General features: G+C 73.7%; 18 protein-coding genes. 16 read left to right on the top strand and 2 right to left on the bottom strand.

Annotation, left to right across the window (positions count from 1 at the left end):
- Positions 1–82: 82 nt before the first annotated feature.
- The 7 genes from arc (at position 83) to pafA (ending at position 7,706) form a co-directional block, all read left to right on the top strand.
- Complete coding sequence (gene arc / locus JKP75_RS09075; RefSeq protein ID WP_200491700.1) at positions 83–1,864, top strand: proteasome ATPase; 1,782 nt, start codon at positions 83–85, stop codon at positions 1,862–1,864.
- A gap of 89 nt (positions 1,865–1,953) precedes the next feature.
- Entirely contained in the window at positions 1,954–3,459 is a 1,506-nt protein-coding gene (dop, locus tag JKP75_RS09070) for a depupylase/deamidase Dop (RefSeq protein WP_207147022.1), read from the top strand.
- Positions 3,460–3,548: 89 nt separating this feature from the next.
- Positions 3,549–3,758: a ubiquitin-like protein Pup gene (locus tag JKP75_RS09065; RefSeq protein WP_200491701.1), complete on the top strand. Its 210-nt coding sequence runs from the start codon at positions 3,549–3,551 to the stop codon at positions 3,756–3,758.
- Entirely contained in the window at positions 3,685–4,545 is an 861-nt protein-coding gene (locus JKP75_RS23810; protein WP_309229707.1) for an endonuclease VII domain-containing protein, read from the top strand. Before JKP75_RS09065 ends, JKP75_RS23810 begins: the two co-directional genes overlap by 74 nt.
- A complete protein-coding gene (prcB, locus tag JKP75_RS09055; protein ID WP_200491703.1) occupies positions 4,542–5,399 on the top strand; it encodes a proteasome subunit beta in 858 nt (285 codons plus the stop codon). Before JKP75_RS23810 ends, prcB begins: the two co-directional genes overlap by 4 nt.
- Positions 5,400–5,401: 2 nt before the next feature.
- The gene (prcA, locus tag JKP75_RS09050; RefSeq protein ID WP_200491704.1) at positions 5,402–6,283 is read left to right on the top strand and encodes a proteasome subunit alpha; all 882 of its coding nucleotides are present in this window, start codon (positions 5,402–5,404) and stop codon (positions 6,281–6,283) included.
- Between the two features lie 64 nt (positions 6,284–6,347).
- Positions 6,348–7,706, top strand: a complete 1,359-nt coding sequence (gene pafA / locus JKP75_RS09045; RefSeq protein WP_200491705.1) for a Pup--protein ligase — start codon at positions 6,348–6,350, stop codon at positions 7,704–7,706.
- Between the two features lie 118 nt (positions 7,707–7,824).
- Here the strand turns inward: pafA and JKP75_RS09040 are convergent, their stop codons facing one another.
- The gene (locus JKP75_RS09040) at positions 7,825–8,958 is read right to left on the bottom strand and encodes a DUF3866 family protein (RefSeq protein ID WP_200491706.1); all 1,134 of its coding nucleotides are present in this window, start codon (positions 8,956–8,958) and stop codon (positions 7,825–7,827) included.
- 63 nt (positions 8,959–9,021) lie between these two features.
- On the opposite strand from JKP75_RS09040, the gene JKP75_RS21020 reads away from it, so the two are divergent.
- The 7 genes from JKP75_RS21020 (at position 9,022) to JKP75_RS23800 (ending at position 16,791) form a co-directional block, all read left to right on the top strand.
- A complete protein-coding gene (locus tag JKP75_RS21020; RefSeq protein WP_242473267.1) occupies positions 9,022–10,986 on the top strand; it encodes a YafY family protein in 1,965 nt (654 codons plus the stop codon).
- Between the two features lie 9 nt (positions 10,987–10,995).
- Positions 10,996–11,202 carry a hypothetical protein gene (locus tag JKP75_RS09025; RefSeq protein ID WP_200491708.1) on the top strand — a complete coding sequence of 69 codons (207 nt, stop codon included), beginning with the start codon at positions 10,996–10,998 and terminating at the stop codon, positions 11,200–11,202.
- A 63-nt stretch (positions 11,203–11,265) separates the two neighbouring features.
- Positions 11,266–11,598: a Sec-independent protein translocase subunit TatA gene (gene tatA, locus JKP75_RS09020; RefSeq protein ID WP_200491709.1), complete on the top strand. Its 333-nt coding sequence runs from the start codon at positions 11,266–11,268 to the stop codon at positions 11,596–11,598.
- An 80-nt stretch (positions 11,599–11,678) separates the two neighbouring features.
- Positions 11,679–13,433 (top strand): twin-arginine translocase subunit TatC, encoded by a 1,755-nt coding sequence (gene tatC, locus JKP75_RS21015; RefSeq protein WP_242473265.1) that lies wholly within the window; start codon positions 11,679–11,681, stop codon positions 13,431–13,433.
- A gap of 121 nt (positions 13,434–13,554) precedes the next feature.
- Positions 13,555–14,517 carry a DEAD/DEAH box helicase gene (locus JKP75_RS21010; protein ID WP_242473263.1) on the top strand — a complete coding sequence of 321 codons (963 nt, stop codon included), beginning with the start codon at positions 13,555–13,557 and terminating at the stop codon, positions 14,515–14,517.
- Positions 14,472–16,394, top strand: coding sequence for a helicase-related protein (locus JKP75_RS23805; RefSeq protein WP_309229706.1), 1,923 nt, complete (start codon positions 14,472–14,474; stop codon positions 16,392–16,394). The genes JKP75_RS21010 and JKP75_RS23805 overlap by 46 nt, the downstream gene beginning before the upstream one ends.
- A 1-nt stretch (position 16,395) precedes the next feature.
- Positions 16,396–16,791, top strand: a complete 396-nt coding sequence (locus tag JKP75_RS23800; protein WP_200491712.1) for a DUF4333 domain-containing protein — start codon at positions 16,396–16,398, stop codon at positions 16,789–16,791.
- A 10-nt stretch (positions 16,792–16,801) separates the two neighbouring features.
- On the opposite strand, the gene JKP75_RS08995 is transcribed toward JKP75_RS23800, so the two are convergent.
- Entirely contained in the window at positions 16,802–17,710 is a 909-nt protein-coding gene (locus JKP75_RS08995) for a 5'-3' exonuclease H3TH domain-containing protein (RefSeq protein ID WP_200492562.1), read from the bottom strand.
- 153 nt (positions 17,711–17,863) lie between these two features.
- Between JKP75_RS08995 and JKP75_RS23795 the strand changes: the two genes are divergently transcribed.
- Together JKP75_RS23795 and JKP75_RS08985 are read left to right on the top strand one after the other, a co-directional pair.
- Positions 17,864–19,018 carry a Xaa-Pro peptidase family protein gene (locus JKP75_RS23795; RefSeq protein WP_309229705.1) on the top strand — a complete coding sequence of 385 codons (1,155 nt, stop codon included), beginning with the start codon at positions 17,864–17,866 and terminating at the stop codon, positions 19,016–19,018.
- A complete protein-coding gene (locus tag JKP75_RS08985; protein ID WP_200491713.1) occupies positions 18,993–19,469 on the top strand; it encodes an Lrp/AsnC family transcriptional regulator in 477 nt (158 codons plus the stop codon). Before JKP75_RS23795 ends, JKP75_RS08985 begins: the two co-directional genes overlap by 26 nt.
- Positions 19,470–19,476 lie beyond the last annotated feature (7 nt).

The raw sequence follows: 19,476 nt of genomic DNA, 5'->3' as shown, positions 1-19,476 counted from the left end.
ACCCCGCGCGAGCCCCCGGCGAACTGTCGTCGCGCGTGTATAGATTTGCGTCCTGGCTCCCCCGAATGTGCGGAGGTGCGCGATGGGCCCAGGTCCGATCGATGGTCCCGACGAGACGAAGGCGCGGCGCGAGCGTGACGTCGCCGCGCTGCTGACGCAGATCTCCTACCTCGAGGAGGAGATCGCGCTGCTGCGCCGCAAGGTGGCCGACAGCCCCCGCCAGGCGCGGGCGCTGGAGGAACGGATCTCCGAGGCGGAGGGCCGCGCAGCCTTCCTGTCCGAGCGGAACGACAAGCTCGCCTCGACGCTGCGCGACGCCCGCGAGCAGCTGGTCACGCTCAAGGAGGAGGTGGACCGGCTCGGTCAGCCGCCGTCCGGCTACGGCGTCTTCCTGGAGCGGCACGAGGACGGTTCGGTCGACGTCTTCACCAGCGGCCGCAAGATGCGGGTGACCCTCTCGCCGAACGTGGAGGGCCTGGACCTGCGCCCCGGCCAGGAGGTCATGCTCAACGAGGCGATGAACGTCGTCGAGGCGCGCGGGTTCGAGCGCGCCGGCGACGTCGTCATGCTCAAGGAGCTGCTCGAGCCGGTCGACGGCGTCACCCAGCGCGCCCTGGTCATCGGGCACACCGACGAGGAGCGGGTCGTCTACCTGGCCGACTCGCTGACCGACCAGCCGCTGCGGGTGGGGGACTCGCTGCTGCTGGAAGCGCGCTCGGGCTACGTGTACGAGCGGATCCCGAAGAGCGAGGTCGAGGAGCTCGTCCTCGAAGAGGTCCCCGACATCGACTACGCCGACATCGGCGGGCTGTCGCGGCAGATCGAGCAGATCCGCGACGCCGTCGAGCTGCCGTTCCTGCACGCGGACCTGTTCCGCGAGTACCAGCTGCGACCGCCGAAGGGCATCCTGCTGTACGGCCCGCCCGGGTGCGGCAAGACGCTGATCGCCAAGGCGGTCGCCAATTCCCTGGCCAAGAAGGTGTCGGCGCTCAAGGGCGAGGGGCAGGGGAAGTCCTACTTCCTCAACATCAAGGGTCCCGAGCTGCTCAACAAGTACGTCGGCGAGACCGAGCGGCACATCCGCCTGGTGTTCCAACGGGCGCGGGAGAAGGCCAGCGAGGGCACGCCGGTCATCGTGTTCTTCGACGAGATGGACTCGATCTTCCGCACCCGCGGGTCGGGGGTCTCCTCGGACGTCGAGTCGACGATCGTGCCGCAGCTGCTCAGCGAGATCGACGGCGTCGAGGGCCTGGAGAACGTCATCGTCATCGGCGCCTCCAACCGGGAGGACATGATCGACCCGGCGATCCTGCGGCCCGGCCGGCTCGACGTGAAGATCAAGATCGAGCGGCCGGACGCCGAGGCCGCGCGGGACATCTTCAGCAAGTACCTGCTGCCGACGCTGCCGCTTCACCCCGACGACCTGGCCGAGCACGGCGGCAGCCGCGAGGCGACGATCGCCGGGATGATCCAGCGCACCGTCGAGCGCATGTACACCGAGGTCGAGGAGAACCGCTTCCTCGAGGTCACCTACGCCAACGGTGACAAGGAGGTCCTGTACTTCAAGGACTTCAACTCCGGCGCCATGCTGCAGAACATCGTCGACCGCGCCAAGAAGATGGCGATCAAGGAGCGGCTGGAGACCGGCACCGGCGGCCTGCGGGTGGGCCACCTCATGCAGGCCTGCGTCGACGAGTTCAAGGAGAACGAGGACCTGCCCAACACGACCAACCCCGACGACTGGGCGCGGATCTCGGGCAAGAAGGGCGAGCGGATCGTCTACATCCGCACGCTGATCAGCGGCAAGGGCAACGAGTCCGGTCGCGCGATCGACACGGCCACGAACACCGGCCAGTACCTGTAGGCGCACGCACGCACCGACGGCCCGGTCCCCGCACGGCGGGGGCCGGGCCGTCGCCGTCCCCGGGGCGCCGTCCGGCCTAGGGTTGGCTCATGAGCGTGCGGCGGGTCATGGGCACCGAGGTCGAGTACGGCATCTCCGTGCCGGGGGCGCCGACGGCCAACCCCACGACGCTGTCCAGCCAGGTGGTCAACGCCTGGTCGGTGGCCGAGGCGCCGACGCGCCGCCGACCGCGGTGGGACTTCGAGGAGGAGTCGCCGCTGCGCGACGCGCGCGGGTTCGACCTCACCCCGGCCCAGGCGCTGGACCACAACGACCTGGACGAGGACACCGGGATGGCCAACGTCATCCTGACCAACGGCGCGCGGCTCTACGTCGACCACGCGCACCCCGAGTACTCGACGCCGGAGGTGACCACCCCGCGCGACATCGTCCTCTGGGACAAGGCGGGGGAGCGGGTGATGGCCGAGGCCACCCGCCGGGCCGCGCTCGTGCCGGGCACCAGCCCCATCCAGCTGTACAAGAACAACACCGACGGCAAGGGCGCGTCCTACGGCGCCCACGAGAACTACCTGATGGACCGCCGGACGCCGTTCGTCGACATCATCCGCGGCCTGGTGCCCTTCTTCGTGACCCGGCAGGTGTTCGCCGGCGCCGGGCGGGTGGGCATCGGGGTGGAGAGCCGGACGCCGGGCTTCCAGCTCTCCCAGCGCGCCGACTTCTTCGAGGTCGAGGTGGGCCTGGAGACGACGCTGAAGCGGCCGATCATCAACACCCGCGACGAGCCGCACGCCGACGCCGACAAGTACCGCCGGCTGCACGTCATCATCGGCGACGCGAACCTGGCCGAGCTGTCCACCTACCTCAAGGTCGGGACGACGTCGCTGGTGCTGGCGATGATCGAGGCCCGGTTCCTGCCGCGCGACCTCTCGCTGGAGGAGCCGGTGGAGGCGCTGCGGGCGGTGAGCCACGACCCGTCCCTGACCTACCAGGTGCGGCTGCGCGACGGTCGGCGGATGACCGCGCTGGAGCTGCAGCAGTGCTACCTGGAGCTGGCGCAGAAGTTCGTCGCGCAGCACGGGGAGGGCGACGAGCAGACCGACGACGTGCTGCGCCGGTGGGCCGAGGTGCTCGAGGACCTCGCGATCGACCCGATGCGCTGCGCCGACCGGCTGGACTGGCCGGCCAAGCTGCGGCTGCTCGAGGGGTACCGCTCGCGCGACGGGCTCGCGTGGGGCGACTCCCGGCTCAAGCTGGTCGACCTGCAGTACTCCGACGTGCGCCCGGACAAGGGCCTCTACAACCGGCTCGTGGCGCGCGGCTCGATGCAGCGGCTGCTCACCGACGAGGAGGTGGACCGCGCGGTGGTGCACGCGCCGGAGGACACCCGCGCCTACTTCCGCGGCGAGTGCCTGCGCCGGTTCCCGGCCCAGGTCGCTGCCGCCTCCTGGGACTCGGTGGTGTTCGACCTCGGCCGGGACAACCTGGTGCGCATCCCGACCATGGAGCCGCTGCGCGGCACCCGCGAGCACGTGGGCGCGCTGTTCGAGGCCTCCGCGACGGCCCGCGACCTGGTGGACACGATCACCGGCCGGTGATCCACAGGCCCGTCCGCCGGCCCCCGGATGTCGCACCCGGCGGGTAGCTTCAGCCGCAGCAGCAGTTCCCACGACGGGAGGGGCAGGCCATGGCCACCAAGGACACCGGCGGGCAGCAGAAGGCGACGCGCTCGCGCGAGGAGACCGACGAGGTCGAGGCCTCGGTCGACACCGAGGCCGCCGAGCGGCGCCAGGAGATGAGCGACGACGTCGATTCCATCTTGGATGAGATCGACGAGGTCCTCGAGTCCAATGCCGAGGACTTCGTTCGCTCGTACGTACAAAAAGGGGGTCAGTGAACGATCTTGTTCCGTATCTCTCCCTCTGATGGAAACAAAATTCTGCCGCGATTGCGGTGAGGACCGGCCGATCGACGAGTTCACCCGGAACAAGAATTCACGCGATGGCTATGCCTTCTACTGCCGGGCTCATGCGCGCCGGCGGCATCGTGCGAGTCGTGACGACCGGGTCGGGCCCCCACGGCGTCGGCACCCTCGAGACATCGCTGTCCCCGCAGGGCACAAATGGTGCCCGGACTGCGGCGAAGTTCTGCCGTTCGAGTCCTTCGGTCGGAACGCCGCGTCAGCGACCGGCCGCGCCTCCTACTGCAAGCCGTGCCACAACGTCCGCGGACGAAAATCGAAGGATCTCGTCGGCGGTGAGCGGACCTACCACCTGAAGCGTCGGTACGGCATCACGGCTGAAGAAGCCGACGCGATGCTCGAGGCGCAGGGCGGGCTCTGCGCCATCTGCCGCGCCGCGCCGGCCGTCCATGTTGATCATGATCATTCGAGCGGGATCGTGCGAGCCCTGCTCTGCTTCAACTGCAATGGTGGGCTCGGCCAGTTCCGGGACGACCCCGTCGTCCTGCAGAGAGCCGTCTTCTACCTGCAGCACCACGCCCAGGAGCAGGCGATCGCCAGGCTCGTGGAGGCGTCAGCGGCGGAGGCCGATGCGGCCAGCCGCCCGGGGGAGCCGCCGGTAGGGTCGCAGCGACGCCCGGCGGCGCGCGGGACCAGCACGCGGAGCACCGGGCGGACCAGCGGTGCACGCCGGCGCGAGCAGGCGGGAGAGGGAGATGCGTGAACGACTCGTCGACCGGCCGGAGCGGCTTCCCGCCCGCCTACCTGGACCGGGTGGGCTCCTCGTTCACCGACTTCCTCGCCACTGCGGCGCCTGACCTCCTGCCCGGCCGCCGCCCCGTACCGACCGCGCCCGTGGGGGACCTCGCCCCGCACGGCACGACGATCGTGGCCGTCACCTACGACGGCGGCGTCCTCATGGGTGGCGACCGCCGCGCCACGATGGGCAACCTGATCTCCAGCCGGGACATCGAGAAGGTCTACCCGGCCGACTCCTACAGCGTGATCGGCATCGCCGGCGCCGCCGGCATCGCCATCGAGATGGTGAAGCTGTACCAGGTCGAGCTCGAGCACTACGAGAAGATCGAGGGCCTGACGATGTCCCTCGACGGCAAGGCCAACCGCCTCGCCGCGATGATCCGCGGCAACCTGGGGGCGGCGATGCAGGGCCTCGCCGTCGTCCCGCTGTTCGCCGGGTTCGACCTCGACGCCGCCGAGGGCAACGCCCCCGGCCGGATCTTCAGCTACGACGTGACCGGCGGGAACTACGAGGAGCGCGGCTACGCCGCCGTCGGCTCCGGCTCGCTGTTCGCGAAGAACTCGCTGAAGAAGACCTGGCGGCCGGGCCTGGCCGCAGGCAGCGCCACCCGCACCGTCGTCGAGGCGCTCTACGACGCCGCCGACGACGACTCCGCGACCGGCGGGCCCGACCCGGTGCGCCGGCTCTACCCGATCGTCTACCGGGTGGACGCCGAGGGTGCGGTGCGGCTGACCGACGCCGAGGTCGCCGCCGTCGCCGACACGATCGTCACCGAGCGGGCCGCCGCCGACAGCGGCACCACGACGCGGGAGGCCTGACCATGACCGTGCCGTACTACGCCTCCGCCGAGCAGGTCATGCGGGACCGCTCGGAGTACGCCCGCAAGGGCATCTCCCGCGGCCGCAGCGTCGCCGTCGTCACCTACGCCGACGGCGTCCTGTTCATCGCCGAGAACCCCAGCTCCACGCTGCACAAGGTGGGCGAGCTCTACGACCGCCTGGGCTTCGCCGCCGTCGGCCGGTACAGCGAGTTCGAGAGCCTGCGGGTGGCCGGCGTGCGGCTGGCCGACGTCCGCGGCTACTCCTACAACCGCCGCGACGTCACCGGCCGGGTGATCGCCAACGCCTACGCGCAGACCCTCGGCGCGATCTTCACCGAGCAGATGAAGCCCTACGAGGTCGAGCTCTGCGTCGCCGAGGTCGGCGACCGCCCCGAGACCGACCAGCTCTACCGGCTCACCTTCGACGGCTCGGTCGTCGACGAGCCCGACTTCGTCGTCATGGGCGGGCAGGCCGAGGCGGTCACCGGCCACCTGCGCCAGCACTTCCACCCGGGCATGGGCCTGGCCGACGCCCTCGAGGTCGGGGTCAGCGCGCTGTCCGCGGTCAGCCCGGTCACCGCCGGCGCCACGCACGGCGAGCGGACCCGGCTCACCGCCGCCCAGCTCGAGGTCGCGGTCCTGGACCGGCGACGCCCCAAGCGGGCGTTCCGCCGGATCACCGGGGCGGCGCTGCGCACGTTGCTGGGCGACGAGCCCACACCGGACGCCGTGGCCGACGCCCCCGCCACGCCCGCGCACGCCGCGAGCGTCCCGGAGCCGGGCACCCCGGCCGGCCTGGGCGACCCGGCCAACCCCGACACCGCCGGCGGGGCGCAGTTCGACGAGTACGACGACCACGACGAGGACGGCGGCGAGGGCTGAGCGCCCGGAGCGCCCGGTGCGCGCGCACCGGGCCTCTGTCCCTCCCGGCGCCTAGGCTCGACTCGTGGACCGACGGATCTTCGGGATCGAGACCGAGTACGGCGTCACGTGCACCTTCCGGGGGCAGCGGCGGCTGTCCCCGGACGAGGTCGCCCGCTACCTGTTCCGGCGGGTCGTCTCCTGGGGGCGCAGCTCCAACGTCTTCCTGCGCAACGGCTCCCGGCTCTACCTCGACGTCGGCAGCCACCCCGAGTACGCCACCGCCGAGTGCGACGACCTCGCCGAGCTGGTCGTCCACGACAAGGCCGGCGAGCGGATCCTCGAGGGGCTGATGGTCGACGCCGAGCAGCGCCTGGCCGAGGAGGGCGTCAGCGGCGACATCTACCTGTTCAAGAACAACACCGACTCCGCCGGCAACAGCTACGGCTGCCACGAGAACTACCTGGTCGGCCGGCACGGCGAGTTCGCCCGGCTGGCCGACGTCCTCATCCCCTTCCTGGTGAGCCGGCAGATCGTCGTCGGCGCCGGCAAGGTGCTGCAGACCCCGCGGGGCGCGGTGTACTGCGTCAGCCAGCGCGCCGAGCACATCTGGGAGGGCGTCTCCAGCGCCACCACCCGCTCGCGGCCGATCATCAACACCCGCGACGAGCCGCACGCCGACGCCGAGCGCTACCGCCGGCTGCACGTCATCGTCGGCGACTCGAACATGAGCGAGACGACGACGCTGCTCAAGGTGGCGATGACCGACCTGGTGCTGCGGATGATCGAGGCCGGCGTGCCCATCCGCGACATGACGCTGGAGAACCCGATCCGCGCCATCCGCGAGATCAGCCACGACATCACCGGCCGGCGCAAGGTGCGGCTGTCCAACGGCAAGGAGATGTCGGCGCTGGAGATCCAGCGGGAGTACCACGACCGCGCCCTGGAGTTCGCCGACCGCGAGGGCGTCACCCCCGTCCACCGGCAGATGCTGGAGCTGTGGGGGCGGGTGCTCAAGGCCGTCGACACCGAGGACCTCAGCCTCATCGACCGCGAGATCGACTGGGCCATCAAGCACAGCCTCATCGAGCGCTACCGGACCAAGCGCGACCTGCCGCTGTCCTCACCGCGCGTGGCCCAGATGGACCTCGCCTACCACGACATCAGCCGCACCCGCGGCCTCTACTACCTGCTCGAGCGGGCCGGCCAGGTGGAGCGGGTGACCCACGAGCCGCGGGTCTTCGAGGCCAAGAACGTGCCGCCCCAGACCACCCGGGCCAAGCTGCGCGGCGAGTTCATCCGCCGCGCCCAGGAGAAGCGCCGCGACTTCACCGTCGACTGGGTGCACCTCAAGCTCAACGACCAGGCCCAGCGCACCGTGCTGTGCAAGGACCCGTTCAAGTCCGTCGACGACCGCGTCGAGAAGCTCATCGCGTCTATGTGATCTGTGGTCCTCCGGACCACACCGCGGCCACGAGCCGTCCCCGGCCGCCGTTGAGCAGCTGCGTCGCGCCTGCGCGGACCCCTCCGGGGCCCACTCGGCACGACAGTCCGTGGTCGGGTCAGTCGTTCGGCACGGGCGTCGGTGGTCCCGTTTCGATGTCCTCTTCCGGAACGGACAGCGCGGCGTAGCGGCCGGCGGCGGCCGCGGCGAGGAAGTAGGCGCGCTCCTCGGGCATGCCGCGGCCCATCGTGCGCAGCGGGATGGGGGAGAGGCCGAGCGCGTCCTCGAGGCCGTCGGTGTCCACCCACACCACCGGGTTGCGGGCCGGCTGCCCGGCGAGGTCCTCGTCGACCTGGGCGCCGAGCTCCGAGCCGAGCCCGCGCGGGGCCACCAGCGTCACCCCGCCCAGGGCGACCCGGCCGAACGCGGTCAGCGAGTGGTGCGACACCCCGCGGTGCCGCGGCCGCGGGTCGGCGTCGGAGATGCGCAGGGCGCCGATCGCCTGCCCGCCGAGGACGGTGACGGCGTTGCACGCCTCACCGGCGGCGACGCCGGAGAAGCCCCACGGCGTGCCGGTGCCCAGGTTGCCCGGCCCCTGGGTGACGACGACGAGGTCGGCGCCGAGCACGTGCCGGGCGGCCAGCAGACCGGTGTGCACGGTGACCGCCTCGACGTCCCCGCCGAACGACTGGCCCACGGTGACGACGCCGGCCAGCGACTTGTGCAGGACGTCGATCGTCCGGGAGAAGCCGGCGGCGAGCGCTCCGCCGTCGGTCATCACGTAGGCGACCTTCAGGTCGGGGTCGGTGGCCAGCGCGCCGATGAGCACCGCCGGCAGCGCCGAGTGCAGATCGGCCACGACCACCGGCATCCCGTCCAGCGAGTCGGCCTCGGCGAGCGCGGCGTGGTGCTCGGTGTCCTGCTCGTCGACCCCCTGCACGGTCACCTGCAGCGGCGTGTAGCGGGCCTTGACCAGGTGACCGGGGCCGGTCGGGTCGGCCGGCAGCCGGTCGGGGACGGCGACGACGAGCGCGTAGCCGCCGGTGCCGAGGTTCTGCGCCCAGGCGGTCGTGTTGAGCAGCACGTCGTCGCCGACCTGGGGGACGCCGACCAGCGACGGGTAGGCCAGCGCGCGGACCTCGCCGTCCTCGGGCACCGCGACGGTCAGCTCCAGCGCGTCGCGCCAGCCGCGCCCCACGGCCGTCACCGCCCCGCGCCGCCAGCGGATGCGGGAGGGGACCGGAGAGCTCATGCCCGCAGGCTAGCCAGCGTCCCGGCGGACGGCCGGGTGGCCGCGGCCCACTAGCCTGGGTCCATGGCGGCCAAGCGGGCGGAACGACTGGTCAACCTGGTCATCGCGCTGCTGAGCACCCGCCAGTACGTGACGGCGGCCCGCATCCGCGCGACGGTGCCCGGCTACGAGGCCGACGACGGCACCGACCGCGCCGACGAGGCGTTCAAGCGGATGTTCGAGCGGGACAAGGCCGAGCTGCGCGAGATGGGCGTGCCGCTGGAGACCGGCCGCACCAGCGTCTTCGACACCGAGGACGGCTACCGCATCGCGCGCGCCGACTACGAGCTGCCCGAGATCCAGCTGACCGGCGAGGAGGCCGCGGCCGTCGGCCTGGCGCTGCGGCTGTGGGAGTCCGCCCAGCTGGCCGGCGCCGCGCAGAGCGCGCTGGTGAAGCTCAAGGCGGCCGGCGTCGACGTCGACCCCGGCGGCGGCATCCCGCTGCAGCCGCGGCTGGACGCCGGCGAGGCGGCGTTCGAGCCGGTGTACGCGGCCGCCCGCGACCGCCGCGCCGTGGAGTTCGACTACCAGCGCCCCGACGAGGACGCCCCGGCCCGCCGGCACGTGCAGCCGTGGGGCGTCATCGCCTGGCACGGCCGCTGGTACCTCGGCGGGCTGGACCTCGACCGGCAGCAGCCGCGGGTGTTCCGGCTCTCCCGCGTGGTCGGCACGCCGCGGGCCACCGGACCGGGCGGCGCGTTCGAGCCACCGGCGGACCTGGATCTCGCCGGCATGGTCGCCAACCAGGTGGGCGGCCAGGAGCAGGTGGTCGTCGTCCGCGCCCGGCCCGGCACCGCCGTCGGCCTGCGCCGATGGGCCACGCCGCTCGGCCCGACCGAGGACGGTGCGGAGGACCGGCTGGAGCTGCGCAGCAGCCAGCCGTGGGGGGCTGGCCGACCAGCTCGCCGCGCTGGGCGCCGACGTCGTCGTCGAGTCGCCTCCCGAGGTGCGCGAGGCCGTGATCGCCCGCCTCACCCGGCTCGCGGCGTTGGGGGCCCCGGCATGAGCACCACCAGCACGCCCGACCGGATGACCCGCCTGCTGGCCCTCATCCCGTACCTGACCGCCCGGCCCGGTGGCGTGCGGGTCCAGGAGGCGGCCCGCGACTTCGGCGTCACCGAGCGGCAGCTGCGCAGCGACCTCGAGCTGCTGTGGATGTGCGGCCTGCCCGGGCACGGGCCGGGGGACCTCATCGACCTGTCCTTCGAGGGCGACCGCGTGCACGTCACCTTCCCCGCCGGGATGGAGCGGCCGCTGCGGCTGACCACCGACGAGGCGGTCGCGCTGGTCGTGGCGCTGAAGACGCTGCTGGAGCTGCCGGGGCTGGCCGAGCGCGAGGCGGTCAGCCGGGCGCTGGCCAAGGTCTCCGCCGCCGCCGGGCACGCCGCCGAGGTCACGCCGGTCACGGTGAGCGTCGACGCGCGGGAGGAGACCCTCGCCGTCGTCCGCGACGCGCTGCAGCGCACCCGCGCCCTCCACCTGCACTACTACGTGCCCACCCGCGACGAGCGGACCGAGCGCACCGTCGACCCCATGCGGCTGCTGCTGGTCGACGGACGCTGGTACCTCGAGGCCTGGTGCCGGCGGGTCGAGGGCGTGCGGCTGTTCCGGCTCGACCGGGTGGACGACGTCGCCGTCCTCGACGAGCCGGCCGCGCCGCCGCCCGAGGCGCACGAGCGCGACGTCGAGGCCGGGGTGTACCAGCCCGAGCCGGGGTCGCCGGCCGTGCGGTTGCGGCTGTCCCGCCGCAGCCGGTGGGTCGCCGAGTACTACCCGGTCGACTCCGTCGCGCCCGTCGACGACCCGCCCGGGGGGCTCGCGGTGACCGTGCGCACCGCCGACCTCGCCTGGGCCCGCCGGCTGGTCGCCTCGCTGGGTGGCGACGCCCTGGTCGACGAGCCGGCCGGCCTGGCCGAGCAGGTCGCCGCCGACGCCCGGGCGGCCCTGGCCCGCTACGGGATCGACGCCCCGGGCAGCACCACCGGCTAGGGTCGCCCCGTGCTGCTGTGGGTCGTGTGGGGCGTCGTCGTGGTGCTGTCCGTCGTCGTCCTCGGCGCGCTGGCCTACGGCGTCCGCGGCGCCCAGGCCCGGCTGGCGCGCGAGGTCGCCGCCTTCGAGCGGGAGGTCCGGCCGCTGGCGGACCGGGTCGCGGCGACCGCCGAGCGGGCCGCCCGGACCGGCGACGGCCCGGCCGACCGCCTCTGACGGTGCGGGGGAGCGGCCCCCACCGGGCGTAGCATCACCCGGGAATCGACGTCTGGAGGACCAGTGAATCTCGGCCCGCTGGAGATCGGCCTGATCATCCTGGCCATCCTGCTGCTGTTCGGCTACAAGAAGCTCCCCGACGCCTCGCGCTCGCTCGGCCGCTCGCTGCGGATCTTCAAGGGCGAGATGAAGGGGATGAAGGACGATGACTCCGTGGGCGGGGGGCTCCGCGGGAAGGACCCGGCGCAGACCACCGTCCGCGGCGAGATCGTGACGCCCAGCGCTCCCACTGCCGAGGCCGAGGTGCTGGCCGCCGAGGCGCGCGCGGCCGAGCTGCGCGCCGCGGAGCTGCGGGCCCGCGTCGAGCAGGCGCGCGCGTCCGACCAGTCCCGCTGAGCCCTGCCCCGGGTCGGACGACGGTGAGCGAGGCGCCGCCGCGGCGCAGACGCCGCAGGGCTCGGAACCCCGAGGCGACGATGCCGCTGGTCGGGCACCTGACCGAGCTGCGGAACCGGATCGCCAAGGCCCTGGTGGCGCTGGCGCTCGGCACCGTCGTCGGTTTCCTCTGGTACGACCACGGCCTGCTCACCTTCCTCACCGAGCCCTACTGCGCCCTGCCCGGCAGCTTCCGCTTCCAGGGTGACGAGGACTGCCGGCTGGTGGTGCTCGACGTCTTCGGCGGCGTGCTGCTGCGGTTGAAGATCGGCCTGATCGCCGGCGCCGTCCTGTCGGCGCCGTTCTGGCTCTACCAGCTGTGGGCCTTCATCACCCCCGGGCTGCGGCGCAACGAGCGCCGCTACACCGTCGCCTTCGTCGCCTCGGCCACCGTGCTGTTCGCGGCGGGCGCGTTCCTCGCCTGGCTGACCCTGCGCAAGGGCCTGGAGCTGCTGCTCTCCCTGGCCGGCGACGAGGTGGCCTTCCAGCTCACCGCGCCGGACTACCTGGGCTTCGTCATCAGCCTGCTGGTGGCCTTCGGCCTGTCGCTGGAGCTGCCGCTGATCGCGGTCGCGCTCAACCTGGTGGGGATCCTCAGCTACGAGGTGCTGGCGAAGAGCCGGCGCTGGATCTTCTTCCTGACCATCGTGTTCGCCGCCTTCGTCACGCCGACGCAGGACCCGTTCACGATGCTGGCGATGGCCGGGCCGATGATCCTGCTGTTCGAGGTGGCCATCCAGATCGCCCCGGTTCGTCGACCGGCGCCGCGCCCGCCGCGAGGCGGCCGAGAGCTTCGCCCACCTCGACGACGACGAGGCCTCCCCGCTGGACGCGCGGCCGTCGGCGCTCGACGAGCCGCAGGGTTCGTCGTCCGCCTCCGCCCGCCGCTGAGCGGGGCCGGGACCCGCGTGGACGTCGCCGTCCTCGTCAGCGCCGCCGCGGGCCGCGGCCGGGCGCGCGCGGTCGGGGACGGCGTCCTGCGGGAGCTGCGCGCCGCCGGGCTGGACCCGCACGTCCTGCCGGCCACCACGGCTGCCGACGCCGAGGAGCAGGCCCGCGCGGCGGTGGCCGCCGGTGCCGCCGCGGTCGTGGCCGTGGGCGGGGACGGGACGGCGCACGCCGGCCTGCAGGCGGTCACGGGCACCGGCGCCGCGCTGGGGCTGGTGCCGGCCGGGACGGGCAACGACCTGGCGCACGCCCTCGGCGTGCCCACCGACCCGGCGGCCGCCGCGCGGGCGATCGCCGCGGACCTGGCGGCGGGGGAGGCCCGCACCCTCGACGCGGGCCGGGTCGGCGACCGCTGGTGGGCCACGGTGCTCTGCTGCGGCTTCGACTCCGCGGTCACCGACCGCGCCAACCGCCTGCGGTGGCCCCGTGGGCGCCGCCGCTACGACGTCGCCACGCTGCTCGAGCTGGCCCGGCTGCGGCCCTACCGGCTCACGCTGGGTCTCGACGGCGAGGTGCGGGAGGTGGCGGCGACGCTGATCGCCGTCGGCAACACCGCCTGGTACGGCGGCGGGCTGCCCGTCTGCCCGGGCGCCGACCCCGCCGACGGGCTGCTCGACGTGACCGTCGTCGGCCCGACCACCCGGCGCGAGCTGATCCGCACCCGGCCGCGGCTGGCCGACGGCACGCACGTCGACCACCCGTCGGTGTCGGTGTTCCGGGCGGCCCGCGTCGAGCTCTCCGGCGCCGCCGTCACGACCTACGCCGACGGCGAGCGGATCGCCCCCCTGCCGGTGACCGCCGAGTGCGTGCCCGGCGCCCTCCGCGTCGTCGGCGCGGGCCCGCGATGATCAGGTGACCTGATCATCGAGCGTCCTCCCTCACCGTGGGAGCTGAGGGAGGACGCGCCACGATCAGGGAACCTGATCGTGGCGGCGAGCCGCTCCCGGTCGACGGGCCTAACGTGGGGGCATGTCCAGCCCCGCTGAGCGGTACGCCGCTGCCCGGCGCCGGACGGCCCACCCGGCGCTCGCCGAGTTCACCGCCGAGCTGGGCTTCTCCCTCGACGAGTTCCAGGTCGAGGCGTGCGAGGCGCTCGACCGCGGCTCCGGCGTCCTGGTGTGCGCGCCCACCGGCGCCGGCAAGACGGTGGTCGGGGAGTTCGCCGTCCACAAGGCGCTGTCCGAGGGGCGCAAGGCGTTCTACACGACGCCGATCAAGGCGCTGTCCAACCAGAAGTACAACGACCTCGTCGAGCGCTACGGGCCCGAGCGGGTCGGCCTGCTCACCGGCGACAACGCGGTCAACGGGGACGCCCCGGTCGTCGTGATGACCACCGAGGTCCTCCGCAACATGCTCTACGCGGAGTCGCCGGCGCTGCACGGGCTGGGCTATGTGGTCATGGACGAGGTGCACTACCTCGCCGACCGGTTCCGCGGCGCGGTCTGGGAGGAGGTGATCATCCACCTCCCACCGTCGGTCACCCTGGTCTCGCTGTCGGCGACGGTCAGCAACGCCGAGGAGTTCGCCGACTGGCTGGTCACCGTCCGCGGCGACACCGAGGTCGTCGTCAGCGAGGTGCGGCCGATCCCGCTGTGGCAGCACATGCTCGTCGGCAACCGGGTCTTCGACCTGTTCTCGCTGCGCCCCTCCGCCCACGCCGCCGAGCACGGCGCGAGCCCGCGGCCGCTGTCCACCCGCGAGCGCGGCGCCTCGGTGGTCGACCCCGAGCTGGTCCGCTACGTCCGCGAGCACGAGCGGCGGATCGAGGGCTGGGGCGGGTCCGGCCGCCGCGAGTCCGCGCGCACAAGCCGCGGTACCGCCCACCGGCGCGCTCCGACGTCATCGAGCGGCTGGACAAGGCCGGGCTGCTGCCCGCGATCACCTTCGTGTTCAGCCGCAACGGCTGCGACGCCGCCGTGCACCAGTGCCTGATGAGCGGCCTCCGGCTGACCGACGAGGCCGAGCGCGCCGAGATCGCCGAGATCATCGACGAGCGCACCGGCTCGCTGCCGGAGGAGGACCTGCACGTCCTCGGCTTCTGGGAGTGGCGCGAGGGCCTGCTCGCCGGGCTCGCCGCCCACCACGCCGGCCTGGTGCCCGCGTTCAAGGAGACGGTCGAGGAGTGCTTCGTCCGCGGCCTGGTCAAGGCGGTGTTCGCCACCGAGACCCTGGCGCTGGGCATCAACATGCCGGCCCGCACCGTCGTCCTCGAGCGGCTGGTGAAGTGGAACGGCGAGGCGCACGTCGACGTGACGCCGGGGGAGTACACCCAGCTCACCGGACGGGCCGGGCGGCGCGGGATCGACGTCGAGGGGCACGCCGTCGTGATCTGGGCGCCGGGCATGGACCCCTCCGTCGTCGCCGGCCTGGCCAGCACCCGCACCTACCCGCTGAAGTCCAGCTTCCGGCCCAGCTACAACATGGCGGTCAACCTGGTCGGCTCGTTCGGCCGTGCGCGCGCCCGCGAGCTGCTGGCCTCCTCCTTCGCCCAGTTCCAGGCCGACCGGTCGGTCGTCGGGCTGGCGCGGGCCGCCGCGCGCCACGAACGGGACGCCGAGGTGTTCGCCCGCGACATGCACTCCGACCGCGGCGACGTGGGGGAGTACGCCCGCCTGCGCCGGGAGATCTCCGACCGCGAGAAGGAGCTCTCCCGCGACACGCAGGCCAAGCGGCGGATCGAGGCCGCCGACGCGCTGGCCGCGCTGCGCCCCGGCGACGTCATCCGGGTGCCCTCGGGCCGCCGGCAGGGACTGGCCGTCGTGCTGGACCCGGGCGTCACCGACCTCGCCGAGCCGCGCCCCCTGGTGCTCACCGAGGACAAGTGGGCCGGCCGGCTGTCGACCATCGACTTCCCGACGCCGGTGTCGTCGCTGGCGCGGGTGCGGGTGCCGAAGAACTTCAACCACCGCAGCCCGCACGCCCGGCGCGACCTCGCCTCGACGCTGCGCAACGCCCGCGTCGAGCACGACCTCGGCGCCCGGAAGGTGGGCAAGGGCCGCTCGGCGGCCGCCGACGACCCGGTGCTCGCCGACCTGCGGGCCGCGCTGCGCCGGCACCCGGTGCACCAGCTGCCCGACCGCGAGGACCGGGTGCGGGTGGCCGAGCGCTGGCTGCGCGCGGTCCGGGAGGCCGACGGGCTGCACCGGACGATGGCCGAGCGCACCGGCTCGCTGACCCGGCAGTTCGACGCCACCTGCGACGTGCTCGAGGAGCTGGGCTACCTGGTGCCCGAGCCGGCGCAGCTGGTCCCCGCCGACACCGCGGTCATCGGTGCGGCGGACGACACCCCGGTGGTCACCGACGACGGCCGCCGGCTGGCCCGCATCTGGTCCGAGGCCGACCTGCTCGTCGCCGAGTGCCTGCGGGCCGGCGCCTGGCGCGGGCTGAACGCCGCCGAGCTGGCCGCGGCCGCCTCCACCGTGGTCTTCGAGGCCCGCCGCGACCTGGTCTCGCTGCCCGCCATCCCGTCCGGGAAGGTGACCGAGGCCGTGGCCCGGATGCGGCAGGTCAAGGCCCGGCTCTCCGACGTCGAGGCCGCCCACGGCGTGCGGGTCACGCGCGACCTGGACCTCGGGTTCGCGTGGGCGGCGTACCGGTGGGCCGACGGGCAGAGCCTGGACCGCGTGCTGGCCGGGGCGGAGCAGGCCGGCACGGAGCTCTCCGGCGGCGACTTCGTCCGCTGGGCGCGCCAGCTGATCGACCTGCTCGACCAGGTGGCGAAGGTCGCAGACGACGCGGTGGCGTCGGTCGCCCGCGCCGCCGTCGGCAGGATCCGGCGCGGGGTCGTGGCCGTCGCGGTGGGGGGCTGAGGTGGCCTCCGTCGACGGACCGGAGGCGGGCGGCGGGACGGCCGACCCCGACCTCGCGCACGAGCCGGCCGCCGCGGCGCGGCAGCGGCGCTCCCGCGGGCGCTTCTACGGCGGCGTGCTGGTCATCGGGCTGCTCGTGGTGCTGGCCCTGGCGCTGAGCCGCTGGCTCGGGCTCGGCCCCACGCTGCTGGACCCCGACCGGGTGGAGCGGGACGTCGCGACGCAGTTCGAGGAGCGCTACGACGTCGGCGTCGACATCGACTGCCCGCACGGCATGGAGGTCGTCGAGGGCCGCGACTACGAGTGCGACGCCGAGACCGACGACCACGAGGACCTCGAGCTGGTCATCACCATCACCGACGAGGACGACGCCGCCTACACCTGGGACGTCGACTGAGCCCGGCGCCTCAGCCGGCCGGCCAGCCCAGCGCCGCCCCGAGGCGGCCGAGCGAGGACTGCAAGCCGTGCCGCTCGGCCAGCTCGGCGAGGGCGTCGGGGTCGGCGGGGGAGCGGGGCAGGTCGCCGTCGACCGCGGGCAGGTCGATGTCCGTGGCGACGGCGACCACCACGGGGGCGCGGTCGAGGTAGTCGCCGGCCGCGTGCATCTTCTTGAGCACCGCCGCGGTGAGCGGCGGCCTCGGCACGACGGTGCGCGCGACCGCGGCCCGGATGCCGGCGAGGTCGCCGAACTCGCCGATGAGCGCGGCAGCGGTCTTGGCGCCAACCCCGCTCACGCCGGGCAGGCCGTCGCTCGGGTCGCCGCGGAGCACCGCGAAGTCGGCGTACGCGCGGCCGGGGATGCCGTACTTCGCGGCGACGGCGGCCTCGTCGACGCTCTCGATGTCGGCGATGCCGCGGTTCGTGTACAGCACGCGCACGCCGCGTGCGTCGTCGACGAGCTGGAACAGGTCGCGGTCGCCGGTGACGATGTCGACGGGGCCACGGGCGCGGGTGGCGAGCGTGCCGATGACGTCATCGGCCTCGTAGCCGGGTGCGCCCACGCGGGCGATCCCGGCGGCGGCGAGCACGTCGATCAGGACCGGCACCTGCCGCGCCAGCTCGTCGGGGGTCTCCTCGCCGCCCTCGGGTGCCACCCGGTGCGCCTTGTACGAGGGCAGCGCCTCGACGCGGAAGGCGGGGCGCCAGTCGTCGTCCCAGCAGGCGACGAGCCGGTCGGGGCCGTGCGCGGTCAGCAGCCGGGCCGTCATGTCCAGGAACCCGCGCACCGCGTTGATGGGGCGGCCGTCGGGCGTGGTCACGCTGGTGGGGACCCCGTAGAACGCGCGGAAGTAGAGCGAGGCGGCGTCCAGCAGCATCGTCGTCACGAGTTCACCTCGCCGGCGCTGGTCGCTCTTGTGCCGATCCGTGCTCTGTTCTCGGGTGATCTCGCAAGCTCGCTCACGCCCGCGCACGCTAGCCGCCGGCCGGGACGTGCGGAGCCGCCCCGGGGCCGCGGTTAGTCTGCGCGCGTGGCAACCGCATCCGTTCCGCGGCGCACCGGCCCGCTCGTGACCGTGGACCGGGTGCACGCCGCCCGCGCCCTGGCCGCCGGCTCGGGCACCGACCTGCTCGTGCTCACGCCGGGGTCGGACCTGCGCTACCTCACCGGCTACGACGCGCACGCCATGGAGCGGCTGACCGCCCTGGCCGTGCCGCGCGAGGGCGAGCCCTTCCTCGTCGTCCCGCGGCTCGAGGCGCCGATGGTCGAGGTCAGCCCCGCGGGCGCCCTGGGCCTGGAGGTGCTCGCCTGGGACGAGACGCAGGACCCGTTCGCACTGCTCGCCGACGCCGCGACGGCGCGGCTCGGTACGGCCCCCACCCGCGTGGCCGTGGGTGCCCGCACCTGGGCCGAGCACGCCCTGGGCGTGCAGCGCGCGCTGCCCGGTTCGGCGCTCGAGCTGGCCGGCCCGGTGCTGGACCGGCTGCGGATGGTCAAGACACCCGCGGAGGTCGAGGAGCTCGCCCTGGCCGGCGCCGCGATCGACCGGGTGCACGCCCGCATGGCCGAGTTCCTGACCGTCGGCCGCACCGAGGCGGCCGTGGGCGCGGACATCGCCGCGGCGATCCTCGAGGAGGGGCACGTCGGCGTCGACTTCACGATCGTGGGGTCGGGGCCGAACGGCGCCAGCCCGCACCACGAGCTGTCCGACCGCACGATCGAGGCGGGCGACGTCGTCGTCGTCGACATCGGGGGTGAGACCGCGACCGGCTACCGGTCGGACTGCACCCGCACCTACGTCGTCGGCGGCAGCGCCGCTGCCGACGTCGCCGAGTGGTACGGCGTCCTGCACGCCGCGCAGCAGGCTGCGGTCGCCGTCGTCCGCCCGGGGGTGACCGCCGAGCAGGTGGACGCCACGGCCCGGCAGGTCATCGCCGATGCCGGCTGGGGCGAGCACTTCATCCACCGCACCGGGCACGGGATCGGGCTGGACTCCCACGAGGCGCCGTACCTCGTCGAGGGCAACGACCTGCCGCTGGAGCCGGGCATGGCGTTCTCGATCGAGCCCGGCATCTACCTGCCGGGGCGCTGCGGCGCCCGCATCGAGGACATCGTGGTGTGCACCGACGACGGTGTCCGCTCGCTGAACGTCGGTCCGCGTGAGCTCGTCGAACTCCCCGGCTGACAACGGCGCGCCGCCCGCGGGGGACGTGGACCGCGCGCTGCTCTCGGCGTTGGCCCGGGACGGGCGGGCGAGCTACACCGAGCTGGCGGAGCGGGTCGGGCTGTCGGTGTCCGCGGTGCACCAGCGGGTGCGCCGGCTGGAGCAGCGCGGGCTGATCACCGGCTACCGGGCGAGCCTGGACCCCAAGCTGCTGGGCCTCCCGCTCACCGCGTTCGTCTCCATCTCGCCGATCGCCGCGCAGACGGAGGACCCCCCGGCGCTGCTGGCCCATCTGCCGGCGATCGAGGAGTGCCACGCGGTCGCGGGGCAGGAGAGCTACATCCTCAAGGTGCGCGTGGCCTCGCCCGACGCCCTGGAGGTGCTGCTGCGGGAGATCCGGACGACGGCGAACGTCTCCACCCGCACGACCGTCGTGCTCTCCACCGTGTTCGAGGACCGGCCTCCGCTCTAGCCTGCGC

This window comes from Blastococcus sp. TML/M2B, from assembly GCF_016612865.1.
Lineage (GTDB): Bacteria > Actinomycetota > Actinomycetes > Mycobacteriales > Geodermatophilaceae > Blastococcus.
Note: the sequence above shows the minus strand (reverse complement) of the source record. Positions and strands in the feature narration are given on the sequence as shown.